The sequence below is a fragment of the Acetobacter sp. AC2005 genome, assembly GCF_037901235.1.
GTDB classification, from domain to species: domain Bacteria; phylum Pseudomonadota; class Alphaproteobacteria; order Acetobacterales; family Acetobacteraceae; genus Acetobacter; species Acetobacter oryzoeni.
Genome location: NZ_CP149629.1, coordinates 17,065 through 31,287, shown reverse-complemented (window position 1 = coordinate 31,287; position 14,223 = coordinate 17,065). Strand labels below are relative to the sequence as shown.

Here is a 14,223-nt window from a genome sequence, read left to right as displayed (position 1 = left end):
TCACACTTGAGGCAATTTCGGGTCATTTTGTAGAATTCAGTCATCCCACAGGAGCCCGATCTGGAATATTGACGATATTCTGCTTCTGGCGGCGGGTTCTGAACGCAGTGAGGGTGTCACGGCCTGAGAAGGCAGTGTTGGTGGAAGCTATGTGGTCTGTGAGCTGTCTGTTTCTTCAGATGGCCTGCCGGAGCCTTCGCAATCGTGCATGAGCGAGGGCGAATTCATGCTGACAGGGGAACATGTCCGGCATGGACAGGACAATCCGACGGACGCTGAGCGTTACACGTGTCGCGATTTTGAGCAGTCGTGCGCGTATGGTGCCACAGGTCGCCGTCTCCAGGCTGGTCTGGCCAAGGGCCAGTCTTTGCAGAGCGGTCAGCAGGACATAGGCTGCGGCCGAGAACCACAGCCGGAGCTGGTTGGCCCGGATGGTGTGGGACGAGGTCCTGTCTGAGAACAGATCCATCTGGCATTCCTTGATGCGGTTTTCCATATCCCCGCGTGCGCAGTAAATCTGTTCGTAGAGATGGCGAGGGTCGGACATTCCCTGCGGTAGCGTGGTGACAATGAAGCGATGATAGCGGTTGCCGTGGCGCCATTCGGCCTTGGCCACGACCCGCCTGCGGCGCGTCCAGCTGTCCTTTGTGATCCAGTCAAAGGAGGCGAAACCGCGCGCAGCTCTGCCTGTCGTGGCGGCTTCGTCACGAACCTCAGCGGACAAAGAGGCAATCCGGTCATACAGGCGGGTGTTGCCTGCAAGCCCGAACAGGAAGTCAACGTGGTTGTCTTCGCACCATGTCATCAGACTGTCCCGGGCGAAACCGCTGTCCCCACGCACCAGGATACGCACCCGGGGCCAACGGCTCCTGATCTGCTCCACGATCCGGCGGATGTCTGCCAGTGCTTCCTTCCCCGGGTCCCTGTCTGCCGTGCGCAGGGTAGCGCTGAGGAGATGGTCCCCGCAGATGGGGTGGTTGCCGTCCTCCCCGCACGGCATCGCAATGTGCCAGAATGGTCGTTGAGTAAAAACAACCGCGTGAAAGGACGGCAGATGAAGGATACAGTGATTGGCGTTGATCTGGCAAAGACCATTTTCCAGGTTCATGGAGCTTCGCGTGCGGGCGAGGTGATGTTTCGCAAAAAGCTGCGTCGTCAGCAGTTTATGCAGTTCATGGCCACGCAGCCGCCTGCTCTGGTCGTTCTTGAAGCGTGCGGGAGCGCGCATTACTGGGCTCGCGAACTGGCAGGAGCTGGTCACGAGGTCAGACTGATCGCTCCGCAGTATGTGAAGCCTTTCGTGAAGCGGCAGAAGAACGATGCTGCCGACGCGGAAGCGATCGTCATTGCGGCCCGTCAGCCGGAAATGCGCTTTGTCGAACCGCGCACTCAAGCGCAGCAGGCCCGAAGCGTTCTCTTTCGCTCCCGCGAGCGTCTGGTGCACCAACGCACGGAACTGGTGAATGCCCTGCGTGCCGTTCTGTATGAATTCGGTCTCGTCGTGCCACAGGGGATTGCGCATATCAAACGCATTGAGGCCATGCTGGATGAGGCAGTTCTGCCAGAGCTTGTAAGGCAGGAATGCCTTGATCTGCTGCAACAGATTTCGGAGCAGAGTGTGCGAATTGATGCCAGAACAAAGAAGATCAGGATGCTTGCCCAGGAAAGTGAAACCGCCTGCAGATTGCAGAGCATGCCTGGAGTGGGTCCTCTGACCGCTCTTGCGGTTGAGGCTTTTGCGCCTGACCTGCAGACCTTCCGGCGCGGGCGCGACTTTGCTGCGTGGCTGGGACTGGTGCCCCGGCAGTTCTCATCTGGCGGAAAGGAAAGGCTGGGGAAGATATCAAAAGCCGGGCAGGCTGATATCCGCAGGCTTCTCATCATGGGTGCCATGACCCAGGTGAACTGGGCCAGTCGCAAGGGCCCAGCACCGGGAAGCTGGCTGGCACGGATGCTGGCCCGCAAGCCCCGTATGCTGGTAGCGATTGCCCTGGCCAACAGGATGGCAAGGGCAATCTGGGCCATGGCAACGAAACAGGAGGATTATCGGGATCCGGCCCTGTCCGTGGCAGCCTGAGCGATGGCTCGGCTCCCGCGGATGGAACCGGTAGGGGTGTGAGAGGGCGATGACCTGAATGGGCGCATGATCGTTTGATCCGGATCGGAAAAACCAGTATGTCTTTTCGTACTTTCAAGCACGCCCCGCAGATTTGGATCTGATCCGCTGATCACCATACCGGCCAGTGGCTTCTGAAAGGCCACATCAACAGGCCTTACAGAAGACCGCACACGATCACACGTCAATATGGGTCAGAAAACTCTTGCATAACGGACGGCAACCATATGTGGACGGCTCCCCCTTGCAAGGGGCTAGGCAAGAAAATGATCGGATCTTTGCTTCCATATGTCCGGCCTGTTGATGCGGCCATAGGGTCGCTGGCCAAGATGGCTTCCGCAGCGTGAGCCCCAAACACAGAAGCGGTCTTTGATGACCACTGGTTGCCACGGGTTTTCTCACGCCATGGATCGATCGATCACACCATCTGCTCTATTACTTGCAAGCCACGACCTCAGCTCGGCACGAGAGCGTCAAATGTCAGCGCATCGTGCCAGGCTAAGCTCAAACAGCAGCTGCGCCGGGTTGCTGCAGAAGGCGCTTATAGTGTTCGCCGCTGACCATCAGTTTCCAGGCAATCCGCGCAATCTTATTGGCAAGGGCCACCGCTGCGAGTTTCGGTTTTTTGCGCTCCAGCAATTCACGTAACCAAGATGAGGCATTCTTCCCATTGGTCCGCCGGGCATGCGACACGACTGCGGTCGCGCCAACCACCAGCGTGCTTCGCAAGACCTCATCGCCAGCGCGTGTGATTCTGCCAAGCCTTGTTTTTCCACCGGTTGAGTGATCCCTGGGCGTCAATCCGATCCAGGCCGCAAAGGCTCGACCCGATTTGAACAGATGCGGATCAGGCGTTTTCATCATCAGCAGCGCTGCGCCGATCGGGCCAACGCCCGGAATTTTCGCAAGACGCTGACTGCATTCGTTGGCGCGGTGCCATGCCATCACCTTGCCCTCAAGCTGTTCGATTTCACCTTGCAATTCAGCATATTCCTTTGCGTGAAGGGCAAACAACTCGCGCGTCAATGTGGGCAGGCTTTCGTCCGCAGCGATCCGATCAAGGAGTGCCTCAATCCGGCACATGCCTTTGGGCGCCGTGATCCCAAACTCGGCAGCATATCCCCGGATCGTATTGGCGAGCTGTGTGCGGTTCCGGATAAGTCGTGCCCGCATTCCAATCAGCATCAACGCTGCCTGCTCTTCCTCGCTCTTGAGCGGGACGAACCGCATTGTAGGCCGACTCATCGCTTCACAGAGGGCTTCCGCGTCGGCGGCATCGTTTTTCCCGCGCTTGACATAAGGCTTCACGAGCTGCGGCGCGATCAGCTTCACTGTGTGTCCCAGACACGAGAGCACCCGCCCCCAGTAATGGGAGGCGCCACAGGCCTCAATCGCGATTTCAATCGGGGGCAGTTTCTCAAAAAACTTTACCATCTCCCGGCGGGATAGCTTCCTGCGCAAAACAGGCTGCTCCTTCGCGTTTACACCGTGCAATTGGAAAACACTTTTTGACGTGTCCATGCCAATACGGATAATTTGTTCCATGGGTGGCCTCCTCTGGGAATTCTGCAACGACTTCACCTTGGCACATCGCGATGCCGTTGGGAGCCGTCCACCCCATCACAGAAGAAGATGTATAACGGCAGATAGCAGTTATGGCCGTAATATCCATGAAAGGCGCGGCCTTCCTGATGGCCATGGATACGGTCATCGGTGGCATCCACATCCAGAACGATCCGGGCGGGTGCGTGCTCATGCTGGTCAAGGAAGAGCGTGACGAACAGGGTAGCCAGGGCCTCATGATCAGCAATGATGCGACAGTAACGATCTGCCTTGTGGCCACTGCGCTCCAGCCGGTTCAGCGTGGATTTTCCTGCCAGTGCTGCGCAGTTTGCCCGGCCTCCTGACAGACGGCCCGAGGCCAGACCAAAGATCAGGTCATGCCGCAGGGCATCGTGATCATTGAGATCTTCATAGCCCAGTGCCAGGCCCATGATCCGCTGACGGACAAGGTCTTCAACCCGGTATTCCACAAAGCCGGGATGCCGCTTATCGCGAAAACAGGCAGCAAAGCGGCGGCTGAGACCCAGAATGTCATCAGCCTGCTTCACCAGAATGACGCCCCCATCCGAACTCATGCGACCCCCGTCAAAACGGGCCACAACACGCCGTCCACAGGAGGCTGGAAACTCATACGCGCCTGCGCTACACTCTGTCTGCATCGGGTTTTCTTGATGATTATGGAAATTTCTTTTCTACAAAACAGACTTTTTCATAATCTAACCCGATGTACAACCCTTCTGTGAGATTTCCGCGTCGAGCCCCCTTAATCGGGGTCTCGCCACTTTCGTGCTAATGCTCACCGTCATTCTTTTCTATACTTGCCTTTACTGTCCTGTTTGAAAGTAAATAAAGGGCATGCGGAAAAGAAAGCGGAAGTTGTTGGGCAAGTAAACAAAAATAACTCATTTATTTTATTGTTTTTATTGCATTTTATGCTTGCAGCGGCGGGCGGTTTGTACTATCTTTTACTTGTGAGAGGGAAATAACTCCCAAGCACAAAGCGCCCCGAGCCAGTGGTCTCAACACTGAAACGGGGCTAACGCCAGACAGGAGACTAGATCATGTCAAACGCTGCTACTGCTATCGCTCAAGCCCACACCGAAGCGCAAGAGAAGAAAGCCGCAAAGGCCACAAAAAACGCATCCCGTGCCCGGTCCTTTCAGGAAACCGCAGACCGCAAGGCGGCAGCGCCGATCGCAACCCTTGAAGCCGTCAAGACTCTCATTCCCACAGATGCACAGGCCGCAGCCATTGCCCGCGCCTTTGCCATTGATGAAGTGGACACCGATGAAGTGTTCGGGGCCGGTTACAATTCCGTGATGGAAGAAATTAAGATCATGGAACCCATTCTTGCAACCACCGTAAACGGCGAAAAGAATTACCGCGCTCTTGAAATGCACATGCAGCGCATCGTGGGCGCGCGCGTGGCCTCTGCTTTCGGGCAGGCCCAGTTTTACGAAACCAAGCGGCAGGCCGCCCGTGAAATGTCCTCTGGCTTTACAAACGAAAACCGCGACGAAGATCGCATGGGCATCGATGGACAGGCAAACCGCGCCGCCTTTGCCCGTGAATTTGCCGCCCAACTCGGCATGAAAGCCTATGGGCTTTCAGCCCTCGCAGAAGGTGCCGCCAAGGCTTACGCAGAATACTTTGGCTCCGAATGGAAGCCCTACAGCCGCAATTCCGCCCGCTCTCTTGATCGCCAGATTGCCGACGCACAGGCCGACGCTCTGGGCTTCTGATACAGCGGCCGGGCGGCTTCGCCGCCCGGTTTTCTTTCCTTCAAACCGGATATAATTTGATGGACACGCAGCAGATTACAGACCGAGAGCGCCGCTTGCTCAGGGCGATTCTGCCCCCAAGGCAGACCCGGAAATCTCAGGAGGATCGGCTCAAGGCCCTTGCTGGGGCGCTGCAAACAAGCGCCCTCAGTATCGCGGGCATCGGGATTATAACCCCGTTACTGACAGCAACCGTTCCCGTCAGTCTGAGTCATATGATCGTGGCGGGTTGCGGTTCTCTGTTTATGGAAGGTATTTCCTTGCTTATTCTGGCCTATATCCCATATCCTCCAGACGAGGAGAAAACCGATCATGGATAATTTCACGGTTAACATGGTGGTGGTTTACGGCATCTTTGCCTTTGGAACTCTCGCCTTCGGTATCGCTCTTGGCCCAATCCTGCGCCGCCTTAACAAATTGCGCGACAGGCTCGACGCTCAGGCGTCCCATCATTCCTGACAATAAGGCGGCCTCAGTGCCGCCTTTCTCTTGTGACTCGCACCCGCGCGGGAAAAGGGGGCCAGCAGAGCTGGCCAAGTATGAACGGCCGGGGCTGCGCCCCGGCAGCTCTTGGACTGTCCTCACGCTCTTACGCTCCAGGTCTCCTGTGAGTTCTGCTTGCCTCTCCGTCTGCTTCTGCCTCTGCTCATGAAGGGGGTCACTGCACCCCTCTTACTCTTCTTGCGAGGCTGGGTGCGGGGTAGGGCGTTCTGGGTGGTCTCACGCTTTTGGCCGCCAGTTTGAATCGTCCTTGTTACGATAGGCATATCCTTGTGTTTCCTGTAGGGTTGTTTCCTTTCTTTCTGTTTGTTTCAGCTTTTCCGGGTGGTCCTCTGCATTGTCCGGGGCGCCCCTGCCGGGGTGCGTTCGCTCAGCATCTCTAAGCGGCAAAGCCGCTAAGAGATGTCGAGCCCCCTCAATCGGGGTCTCGCCACTTTCGTGCTAATGCTCACCGCCGTCCTTTTCTATGCTTGTTTATTACTTTATATTTGTAAGTAAATAAAGGGCATGCGGAAAGAAAAGGTTTGTTATTGGCGGTTTAATTTGAAAAACCCTATTTTTATTTGCTGTTTTTTATTCTTTTTTCTTGCCTTGCGCCCGTATTCGTACTATCTTTTACTTGTAGGCGGAAGAAACAACACCGCCAACGGCCAGTAAAGCCGGTTTTTCAGAAGTATAGCTGTGTAGGAGATGTGTTATGGCTGGTTCCGTTAATAAAGTTATTCTTGTCGGCAACCTCGGGAAAGACCCGGAAGTGCGTCACTCCCAGTCGGGGCAGAAGATTGTTTCTTTCACCCTGGCCACGTCTGATACGTGGAACGACCGCCAGTCTGGCGAACGGCGTGAGCGCACCGAATGGCATCGCATCGTTATTTTCAATGAACGTCTGGCAGATGTGGCGGAACGCTTCCTGCGCAAGGGCCGCAAGGTCTATCTCGAAGGCTCACTCCAGACACGGAAATGGCAGGGGCAGGACGGCAAGGACAACTACACAACCGAAATTGTGCTGCCTCGTTTTGGGGGCGAGCTGACCATTCTGGATACGCGGCACACTGAGGAAGGCGAACAGAGTGGCGGCTACAGCAACGCCCCACGGAACTCTGGCGGCCGCAGTGACGGCGGTCAGGCGGGGGCATGGGATGCGCCCCAGTCAAACGCTGGTCTCGATGACGAGATCCCGTTCTGAGTGCCCTTTTTTTTCCTCTAAGGCCGGGGAGGTGCCCCGGCCAGTTCAGCCGGAGTATTCCTCATGTCTAATGTCGCAGAACTGTATGAAACGGCCAATTCCGCAGCCAGCATGGGCTGTGGCTGCTCTTATGAACTCTATGTTCAGAAACTGACAAGAGAGATTGATCACACAGCCTCTCAACTCGCCCCCGATCAGGCCGCCGCCCTGCAAGAGTATGCCAGACAGAAAGGGGACTATGCTCCAGACGCCGATGAGGCGCACCTTGAGGGGTTCTGCTGTCACGGCATTGAATACGGCTGCTGCCCCGCAGGATGCGAAGCGCCAGAAGAGGATGAGGGGGAGAGTGAAGACGAAGAGGCTGCCAGAATAGCCCTGAATGAGGAGATCATGGCAGAAATCGAGGCAGAGGAAGAGCTGGCCCGTCTGTCCGCCATTGCTGTACGTGATGCCCAGGTGCTTGACCGGATCAGCTCAATCCGCAGGAGATTGGCAGCATGATGCAGCTTGTCCAGGAGCTGGGGCGGACGGCATTCCATATCGTGAATGGGATGCCCTCACCTTCCTTTGTCACTCTTTCCACACTCAGGCGGTTTGAAGGGCTGTTGCTTGATATTCAGGAAGACAAGGAAGCCACTGCGCTGCTTCGGTCTTTGGTACCAGAGCAGGACCCAACGCCACAGGATGTTGCACGCGGGCTGGCCGACCTTGTTCCACTCCGGTTCCAGTTGCGTGGAGATCAGTCCTTCAGGCCCTTTTCAAGAGGCAGTGCGCTGGCCTTTATCGCCGCACGGCGTGCCGAGGCTCTTGTGGAAGGGTTGCAGGGCCTCGCCGAGCCCCTCTCACTCGCAGGAGCGGAATATATGGTGCACTACTTGCGGGGGCAGGATGGGGTGGTCGTCGGCCACCTCTGAAGGCAATCAAAAGGCTTGAAGCCTGAGTGTTTGGCATATACAATAAGGGATATACACGCAGGAGGCCATTATGCCAGTTCCTAAAGTGACTCCCCGACCACGCGAAGTAAAACTGTTCTGGAACAACCGCAGTCAGGCAGTGCGGATTCCGGTTGAATTTCAAATGCCAGGAGACCGGGTGCTGATCCGCCGTGACGGTGAGAAACTCGTTCTGGAGCCAGTGAAAACGCCTTCTACGCTGAAGGAGCTTCTCATGGCATGGCGTGAAGAGCCGCAGCTCAGTCCCGAAGATGATTTTCCTGATATTCAGGACGTTGCCGCCACACCGGAAGATATTCTGTGAGCACCTATCTTCTTGATACCAACATCATCAGTGATCTGGTTCTCAATCCTTCCGGCTTATGTGCGCAACGCATTGAGCTTATCGACCCCGGCGACCTTTGCACCAGCATCATTGTGGCTGCTGAGTTGCGTTATGGATGCGCAAAAAAAGGCTCTGCGAAGCTATTGAACCGGGTTGAGAGCGTGCTGGCTTTTATCCCCGTCCTGCCACTCGATATTCCTGCTGACGGTGAATACGGTGGCATCCGTGCCGAACTCGAAGCCGCAGGGCAGACGATCGGCATGAATGATCTGCTCATCGCGGCGCATGCCTACACCCTCAAAGCAACTCTGGTGACGAACAACACACGTGAGTTTATGCGTATCAGAGGCTTGAGGCTCGAAAACTGGCTGGAGAATGAGACGTGACTGTCTTTTGCCCCACTGGACCGTCACAGTGCCTGGGTCAGAAGTTATCGGCATCGTGGAAAAGCTCTACGGCGGCAGTCCAGTTTGCGAGAGAGGCTGTCTGTCTCACCTTTGCTGTGGGACACCCTTGCAGCTGATCGGCAACTCCAGCGGACATGGAGGGCAGAAGGGGTGCCATTTTGGAAGCGGCTGCTCAGGGCATTCATAATTCAGGGCTAAAACCCATCTGAAGGTTGGTCGGTCGCATCATGGCCAGCCAACATCACACTATGAAAACGACAGACACCCCCTCTTCTTCCGAACGCCCAGCTCTACGGCTTTCAGGCCGCCGACTGTTCCAGTGTCTCATGGTGTTGGGCTGGACAGAACGTCTCGCGGCCGAGAGATGCGATATGCATCGCACACAGTTTCGACGCGCTATTGCCGGGACATCGTCATTGCCTCCTGATCTCTCAGCGTGGTTGCTTGATCTGGAAGCAGCAATTCTAGCGCGGCCTTCGCCCCGTAAACGATTGCATGACCCGGCTTTTCAAGAACACAGCCTGATCACCGTCTGAACCACAAAAAAAGCCGCCATAGGGCGGCTTTTCTGTAGGACAGAACTGATGCAGAAGACGCTTTCAGTCTTTTCTTAATGCCCGAAAATGAAGTCCAGTTTCCCATCACTTCTTATGGCAGGACGACATGTCATGCTTGGATCACTGGCAACACGATAGGGGGCCAGAGCATCGGCTGGCACCCATACTGTTTTCCGGAGAAAGTTAAGAGAAGGAAGATAACCATTAGTCGGAGCGATATTATCAGGGATGGCAACGACAGTGCCTACCGGCCCTTTATTTTCTGACTGCGCGTCCGGTTTTGCCCGAGCAAAGACAGTATGAGCAGGATCCTGCATTTGATCCATAGATTGATTTAACATCATACAATGGTAGCCTTCTATAGGGCTTTTGGACGCAGCTATAGCGTGAGTGCTTAAAGCCAAAAAAGTGGCACTAGCAAACAAGGATTTAAGTGACAGACTCATTTAACGGTATCCTCTTGTTTAACTTGAAAGTATGGGAGAGCTTGCAGCGGATCCCATTTTGGAGGCTACGTTAGACTTCCATTGTCCAACTGTCTCCCCAGGAGAAATCCCATTATTCGCAAGTTGTTGGGAAGATAGACTAGGTAAAACTGCTGACATAGGCGTGTCCTCAGATGCTTGAGCGACCTTTACACCAGCAGAAGGCCCAAAATTATAATATGCTCGTGCGTCGAGAGCAGTCGGGTTGCTAACCCCTGAATTCTGCAGCGTGGTGGCTGCATCCTTGAGATACTGTGCAGCGGCAACAGCCTGAGTGGCCGGATCCTGCTGGCCAGAAACTCCCGTGTTAGTGATACTGGATGCAAGGATAGGGTTAGAGGCCAACGCTTTTTGCAGAGCTTCATTGTAGGTGCCGTTCGACATTTGAAATGCACCAGTTATGGATGAATTGCTGTTTGCCGTATAAACGTTACGACATCCTGACTCGACAACGCACGTCGCCGCCAGAGCATCTGGGTTGACCCCAAGGGCACTGGCATTTTGGGCCGCGGCATATCCCCATGACTGGGAATACATCGATTGCAGAGCATCCGTACTGCTGCCGTTTGTTGTGGTTGTAGAGACTACGGACCCACTTCCACTAATCTGCTGTGTTGTGGTGGAGGTCGGTGGTGTCCAGCCGCCCATCCCAACTTCCTGATAGGTTGCATTGACCGTTGGCGGCAGACCTGCCGGGACATTGACGGTTTGGGCCAATGCAGGATAAACTAAGAAGGAAGAGCCAAGCACAGGCCAGACCTTCCATGCGGATCGTCTCTTTTTCACGAGCATCTCCTTTGGCTGCGATGCGGTGATTTTTTCTCATCATGATGCGACGAGTTTAAAAAAGAGCGGGCAGGGAAAGTGTGTCCATTATGGTCACACTTTCATGGAAGACGCCCCAGAACGAAACCGATGAGAACAAGCACCATTCCCCAGAAAATGATGAGGCCAGTGGATCGCCATTGATACCGGTCGGCGATCAATTTTGCCCGCCGACTGATCTCAGGTTGCAAGGACTGGAAAACCTTGCTGACGACATCCAGAATGCGTTGCTCAACCATCCGTTCGTTGATCTGGTTCAGCGCCTTCGCAGCATCCACACCGTCCTGCAAGGTCAGCTCGATTGAGCGGCGTTCTGCTTTAACCAGGACGAGAGCCTCATTCAGGCACATGGGTATCGCTTCAAGGGTGCGGTTTTGTGCCTCTAGCACGGCCAGTATGGCCAGGAAGAAACGCCCGTTCGCAGTATCCGGCCTGACAGTGAAGTGCTGAAGCGCATGCTTCAGCTCCTCAATCGCCTGCGCGGGAGTGGGTGGATTGTCCGGCTGTCTGTCGTTTTTCTGACTCATGGCTACTCAAAGTCTTTCGGGACAGGCAGGCCTTTGGGCATGTCGGGAAGGAGACTAGGGTCAATCTGTGCAAGAAACTCGGGAAAAGAGCGATGAAACCAGACTTCTGCGCGCATCCGGTCAAAAAGACCGCTGGGTGGATGGCCCTCGACGTTCTTGTCATCAATGAAGTCTGCGTAGGACATGCGGCGGTCCGTGATTTCGTCCATACCGTCCAACTCGGGCAAGAAGTAAATTCCGCCATCGTCATCTGACGCATCTACCGTGGCGTTCATGACTGCCGGTGTCTGACGGATTTTGTCGAAGTGGCTGTTGTTTGTGTAACCCAGCGGCAGCAAGCCACGGTTCATCACGATGATGCTGTGGCCGGGAAGGAAGCGCCGTTTTTCCTGAAGATCCTGCAGATAGTCCGCGTCAGCCAGTTCTGTGCCGAGCATATAGACCACAACGACCTTGATCCCCAGTTTGGACAGTTGCGGCACAAGAGGGGTGCTGTTGATGATTTCGTGGAAGGCCGTCCATCCGCCGCCGATATCGAGTATCACGTCCTTCTGTCGCTTCACCATGCCTTCGATCTGTTGCTCCAGCCAGGATTTCTGTTCCTTGAGATTGCCGGTAGCAGGTTTCTTTGCATTGGGATGGAAGTGCGAGATGGAGTGGGAGACATTCAGGTGATCCGTGTTCCAGACCTCCACATCGCCCCCTTGACGTATAACGGTTTCCGTCAACGCATTCAGGAAAACAGTCTTGCCCGTGCGCTGCCGACCAACCGCAGTCAGGAGCACGGGAGGTTTTGTACGGGCAGGCTTGGCGGGTTTGGCCTGAGCTTGGTCCACTTTGGTTGCAGTCATTGAATCGTCCTCATTCTGGTACGGCACTTCTCAGTAAGGAGTGTGCCGTTCAGAAGGATTTCATCGTGTCATCATGCGACCAGATAGGATTTCTGGAAAAAAATTCAAAAAACCCGCTCAGTCAGAATATTCTTCTTCTTCTCTCTCGCGAGGCGATTTGAATTCCAGCTCTTCGTCGGGAACATCCTCACCAGCAAGGAGGCGGTCATAAATGGCCCGTCTTTGCTTGATGATCTCCCGAAGACCAGGCAATTTGGCTTCCCCTTCCCTTGCAAGCATTGGAGCCCCTTGATTGTCGTTCAGCCGGATCTGCTCTTTTGCCATCGTGAGGTCGAATTTCGCCTGACCAAGGGTGAAGCGGGCTTTGTCAATTTTCTCCTTCATAGTCTTGGAGGCGTTGGCCGGCAGTTTGTCGCGCTTGACCGTCAAAGCCTGACTTTGTGGAGCTTGCTGGACGGGTTGAGCGTCAGGTTGGGGTATCTCAACGAACTCGGGTGTCCAGTCAGCAGGTAGTCGGCTGGGCATGATGGGCCCTGGCTCAGAAGGAGAAACTTGCCCCCGATGACGTTCCTGCTTGTTCTGTTTGTGTGAAATCGCACGACAGACAACCCGCCATTTGCGTTCAATCTTTTTAAGATCCTGACGTGACGTGCCAATATTGATCCCATCATCAGCAGCCACAGTTGCGACGATTTTCCAGCTTGTTGTAACGAGCCGCAGTTCGGCAATAGCGTCGTGATGTTGATATAACCACTGGTACAATTCTCCACTTAGCGGCGGGCAGCTCGATTGTTGGGCGAGTTTGACGAGTTTTTCTCTTACAGACGCCATCATGTCCTCCTTGCTTCATGTCAGCATGTCTTTTCATCATGCGACCGAAACCCCCTCCCCATAATTTTCCTGTGGATGGCCGTACGTTTGCCGTCTGATCGCCAGTGGTATGCCCCTCGCTTGCCGCCATGATGCCGTCTGGTGTGCCGTTACATTGCCGTAGGGCTGCCGTGGTGTTGCCGATGGGATTGCCGCATGATTGCCGCCGGGTCTGCCGTAGGGTTTTTTAGGGCCTTCATACACCATTGCACCCTCAGTGCGGCGGCTTCGCCGCCAGGATTGGGCGAACGGAGAAAGGATGCCATTACTAATGGCTACCTTTGTGCTGAAACTTGGTTGCCAGAAATGATTCACTCGACTTGAATTTGCGGTTCACTACGTAAAATCAGTTAGGATGCCGGATAGTGGATTTGTGTATTTTCCGTCGCATGATGACACGATGAAATCCCTTCTGAACGGCACACTCCATACTGAGAGGAGCCGTACCAGAAGAGGACAATTCAATGATTGCAACCAAAGATGAGGTAACAAAGACAGGAACGATTGAGGCTTTGCCTATATTGACCTTCGAAGCAGCTTCAATTCGATCCATACAAAAGGACGGTCAACGGTGGTTTGTCGCTATGGATGTTTGCCTCGCTTTAGGACTCTCTCGTTCGAGAGCCGCTGTTTCTAGATTAGACGATGATGAATCTGCCTTCGTTTTGATCCCAACGGCTGGTGGGCCACAAAAAACCCATATCGTGAGCGAGAGTGGCGCGTATCATCTCACGTTTGCTTCCAGAAAACCCGTGGCCAAGAAGTTTCGGCGTTGGGTGACGGAAGAGGTCTTGCCACAGATCCGTCGCACGGGAGAATACCGGCCTGATGCAGGTGCGCAGGCCGACAATGGCTCACCCAAGCTTGAGATCAGCGCGGCAGATCTGCGTCTTCTGGCGGAGTTGAAAGAGGGTGATATCTATCAAGCAACCCGACACCTGGTGACCCGCATGAACGGAAAGTTCTCCGTTGAAAGAGCACTAAGCGAGGCCAAACGCCCGTGGTCCTATGATCTGGATATTCTGGAACTCATTCATCTGGTGAAGCTTGTGCAAATCAGTTGGTTTGCTCTTGGACAGAATAGTGAGAGGTCTGACCAAATGCGCCAGTATATGTGCCGTTTGTCAGCTGTGATGCGGCTACTTGATGATAAGCTGGGTACGGGTCCCTACTTTGAGCCGGTAACGTCTGCATCATCAGTAAGGTCATAAATTCTAGCATCGTGAGACTGGAAGGTAAGCTCTTGTAGTCAGGTTGTTAAATCTACTATCTTCCA

General features: G+C 54.7%; 16 protein-coding genes and 2 pseudogenes. 9 read left to right on the top strand and 9 right to left on the bottom strand.

Going from position 1 to position 14,223, the window contains the following annotated elements:
• Nucleotides 1-175: 175 nt before the first annotated feature.
• Nucleotides 176-967, bottom strand: a pseudogene (locus QQM41_RS15430) (IS1380-like element IS1380A family transposase); the annotation flags it as partial.
• Nucleotides 968-1,054: 87 nt separating this feature from the next.
• Here QQM41_RS15430 and QQM41_RS15425 point away from each other — a divergent pair.
• Nucleotides 1,055-2,077: an IS110 family transposase gene (locus QQM41_RS15425; protein ID WP_253643421.1), complete on the top strand. Its 1,023-nt coding sequence runs from the start codon at nt 1,055-1,057 to the stop codon at nt 2,075-2,077.
• Nucleotides 2,078-2,620: 543 nt separating this feature from the next.
• Here the strand turns inward: QQM41_RS15425 and QQM41_RS15420 are convergent.
• Nucleotides 2,621-3,661, bottom strand: a complete 1,041-nt coding sequence (locus QQM41_RS15420) for an IS110 family transposase (RefSeq protein ID WP_012813095.1) — start codon at nt 3,659-3,661, stop codon at nt 2,621-2,623.
• 74 nt (nt 3,662-3,735) lie between these two features.
• A pseudogene (locus tag QQM41_RS15415) lies at nt 3,736-4,338 on the bottom strand (IS1380-like element IS1380A family transposase); the annotation flags it as partial.
• A 402-nt stretch (nt 4,339-4,740) separates the two neighbouring features.
• Between QQM41_RS15415 and QQM41_RS15410 the strand changes: the two are divergent.
• A complete protein-coding gene (locus QQM41_RS15410) occupies nt 4,741-5,421 on the top strand; it encodes a hypothetical protein (protein WP_339078320.1) in 681 nt (226 codons plus the stop codon).
• A 303-nt stretch (nt 5,422-5,724) separates the two neighbouring features.
• Here the strand turns inward: QQM41_RS15410 and QQM41_RS15405 are convergent, their stop codons facing one another.
• A complete protein-coding gene (locus tag QQM41_RS15405; RefSeq protein ID WP_003630495.1) occupies nt 5,725-5,913 on the bottom strand; it encodes a hypothetical protein in 189 nt (62 codons plus the stop codon).
• Between the two features lie 745 nt (nt 5,914-6,658).
• Between QQM41_RS15405 and ssb the strand changes: the two genes are divergently transcribed.
• From ssb to QQM41_RS15375, 6 genes are all read left to right on the top strand, one after another.
• Entirely contained in the window at nt 6,659-7,147 is a 489-nt protein-coding gene (gene ssb, locus QQM41_RS15400) for a single-stranded DNA-binding protein (protein WP_339078319.1), read from the top strand.
• Between the two features lie 63 nt (nt 7,148-7,210).
• A complete protein-coding gene (locus QQM41_RS15395; protein WP_339078318.1) occupies nt 7,211-7,648 on the top strand; it encodes a plasmid protein in 438 nt (145 codons plus the stop codon).
• A complete protein-coding gene (locus QQM41_RS15390) occupies nt 7,645-8,061 on the top strand; it encodes a hypothetical protein (RefSeq protein WP_124306704.1) in 417 nt (138 codons plus the stop codon). The genes QQM41_RS15395 and QQM41_RS15390 overlap by 4 nt, the downstream gene beginning before the upstream one ends.
• Before the next feature lie 70 nt (nt 8,062-8,131).
• Nucleotides 8,132-8,404 carry an antitoxin gene (locus QQM41_RS15385; RefSeq protein ID WP_035367588.1) on the top strand — a complete coding sequence of 91 codons (273 nt, stop codon included), beginning with the start codon at nt 8,132-8,134 and terminating at the stop codon, nt 8,402-8,404.
• Nucleotides 8,401-8,811 carry a type II toxin-antitoxin system VapC family toxin gene (locus tag QQM41_RS15380; protein WP_339078317.1) on the top strand — a complete coding sequence of 137 codons (411 nt, stop codon included), beginning with the start codon at nt 8,401-8,403 and terminating at the stop codon, nt 8,809-8,811. Before QQM41_RS15385 ends, QQM41_RS15380 begins: the two co-directional genes overlap by 4 nt.
• Nucleotides 8,812-9,080: 269 nt before the next feature.
• Nucleotides 9,081-9,368, top strand: a complete 288-nt coding sequence (locus tag QQM41_RS15375; protein ID WP_003630486.1) for a hypothetical protein — start codon at nt 9,081-9,083, stop codon at nt 9,366-9,368.
• A gap of 74 nt (nt 9,369-9,442) precedes the next feature.
• On the opposite strand, the gene QQM41_RS15370 is transcribed toward QQM41_RS15375, so the two are convergent.
• From QQM41_RS15370 to QQM41_RS15350, 5 genes are all read right to left on the bottom strand, one after another.
• Entirely contained in the window at nt 9,443-9,835 is a 393-nt protein-coding gene (locus QQM41_RS15370; RefSeq protein ID WP_339078316.1) for a hypothetical protein, read from the bottom strand.
• A gap of 18 nt (nt 9,836-9,853) precedes the next feature.
• Entirely contained in the window at nt 9,854-10,666 is an 813-nt protein-coding gene (locus QQM41_RS15365; protein ID WP_339078315.1) for a hypothetical protein, read from the bottom strand.
• A 95-nt stretch (nt 10,667-10,761) separates the two neighbouring features.
• On the bottom strand, nt 10,762-11,226 hold the full coding sequence (locus tag QQM41_RS15360; protein ID WP_339078314.1) for a hypothetical protein: 465 nt from the start codon (nt 11,224-11,226) through the stop codon (nt 10,762-10,764).
• Nucleotides 11,227-11,228: 2 nt separating this feature from the next.
• Nucleotides 11,229-12,077, bottom strand: a complete 849-nt coding sequence (locus QQM41_RS15355; protein WP_061500709.1) for a hypothetical protein — start codon at nt 12,075-12,077, stop codon at nt 11,229-11,231.
• 117 nt (nt 12,078-12,194) lie between these two features.
• Nucleotides 12,195-12,911, bottom strand: a complete 717-nt coding sequence (locus QQM41_RS15350) for a hypothetical protein (RefSeq protein WP_185327961.1) — start codon at nt 12,909-12,911, stop codon at nt 12,195-12,197.
• Nucleotides 12,912-13,411: 500 nt separating this feature from the next.
• Between QQM41_RS15350 and QQM41_RS15345 the strand changes: the two genes are divergently transcribed.
• Entirely contained in the window at nt 13,412-14,158 is a 747-nt protein-coding gene (locus QQM41_RS15345) for a BRO family protein (RefSeq protein ID WP_003630480.1), read from the top strand.
• The last annotated feature ends 65 nt before the right edge of the window (nt 14,159-14,223 follow it).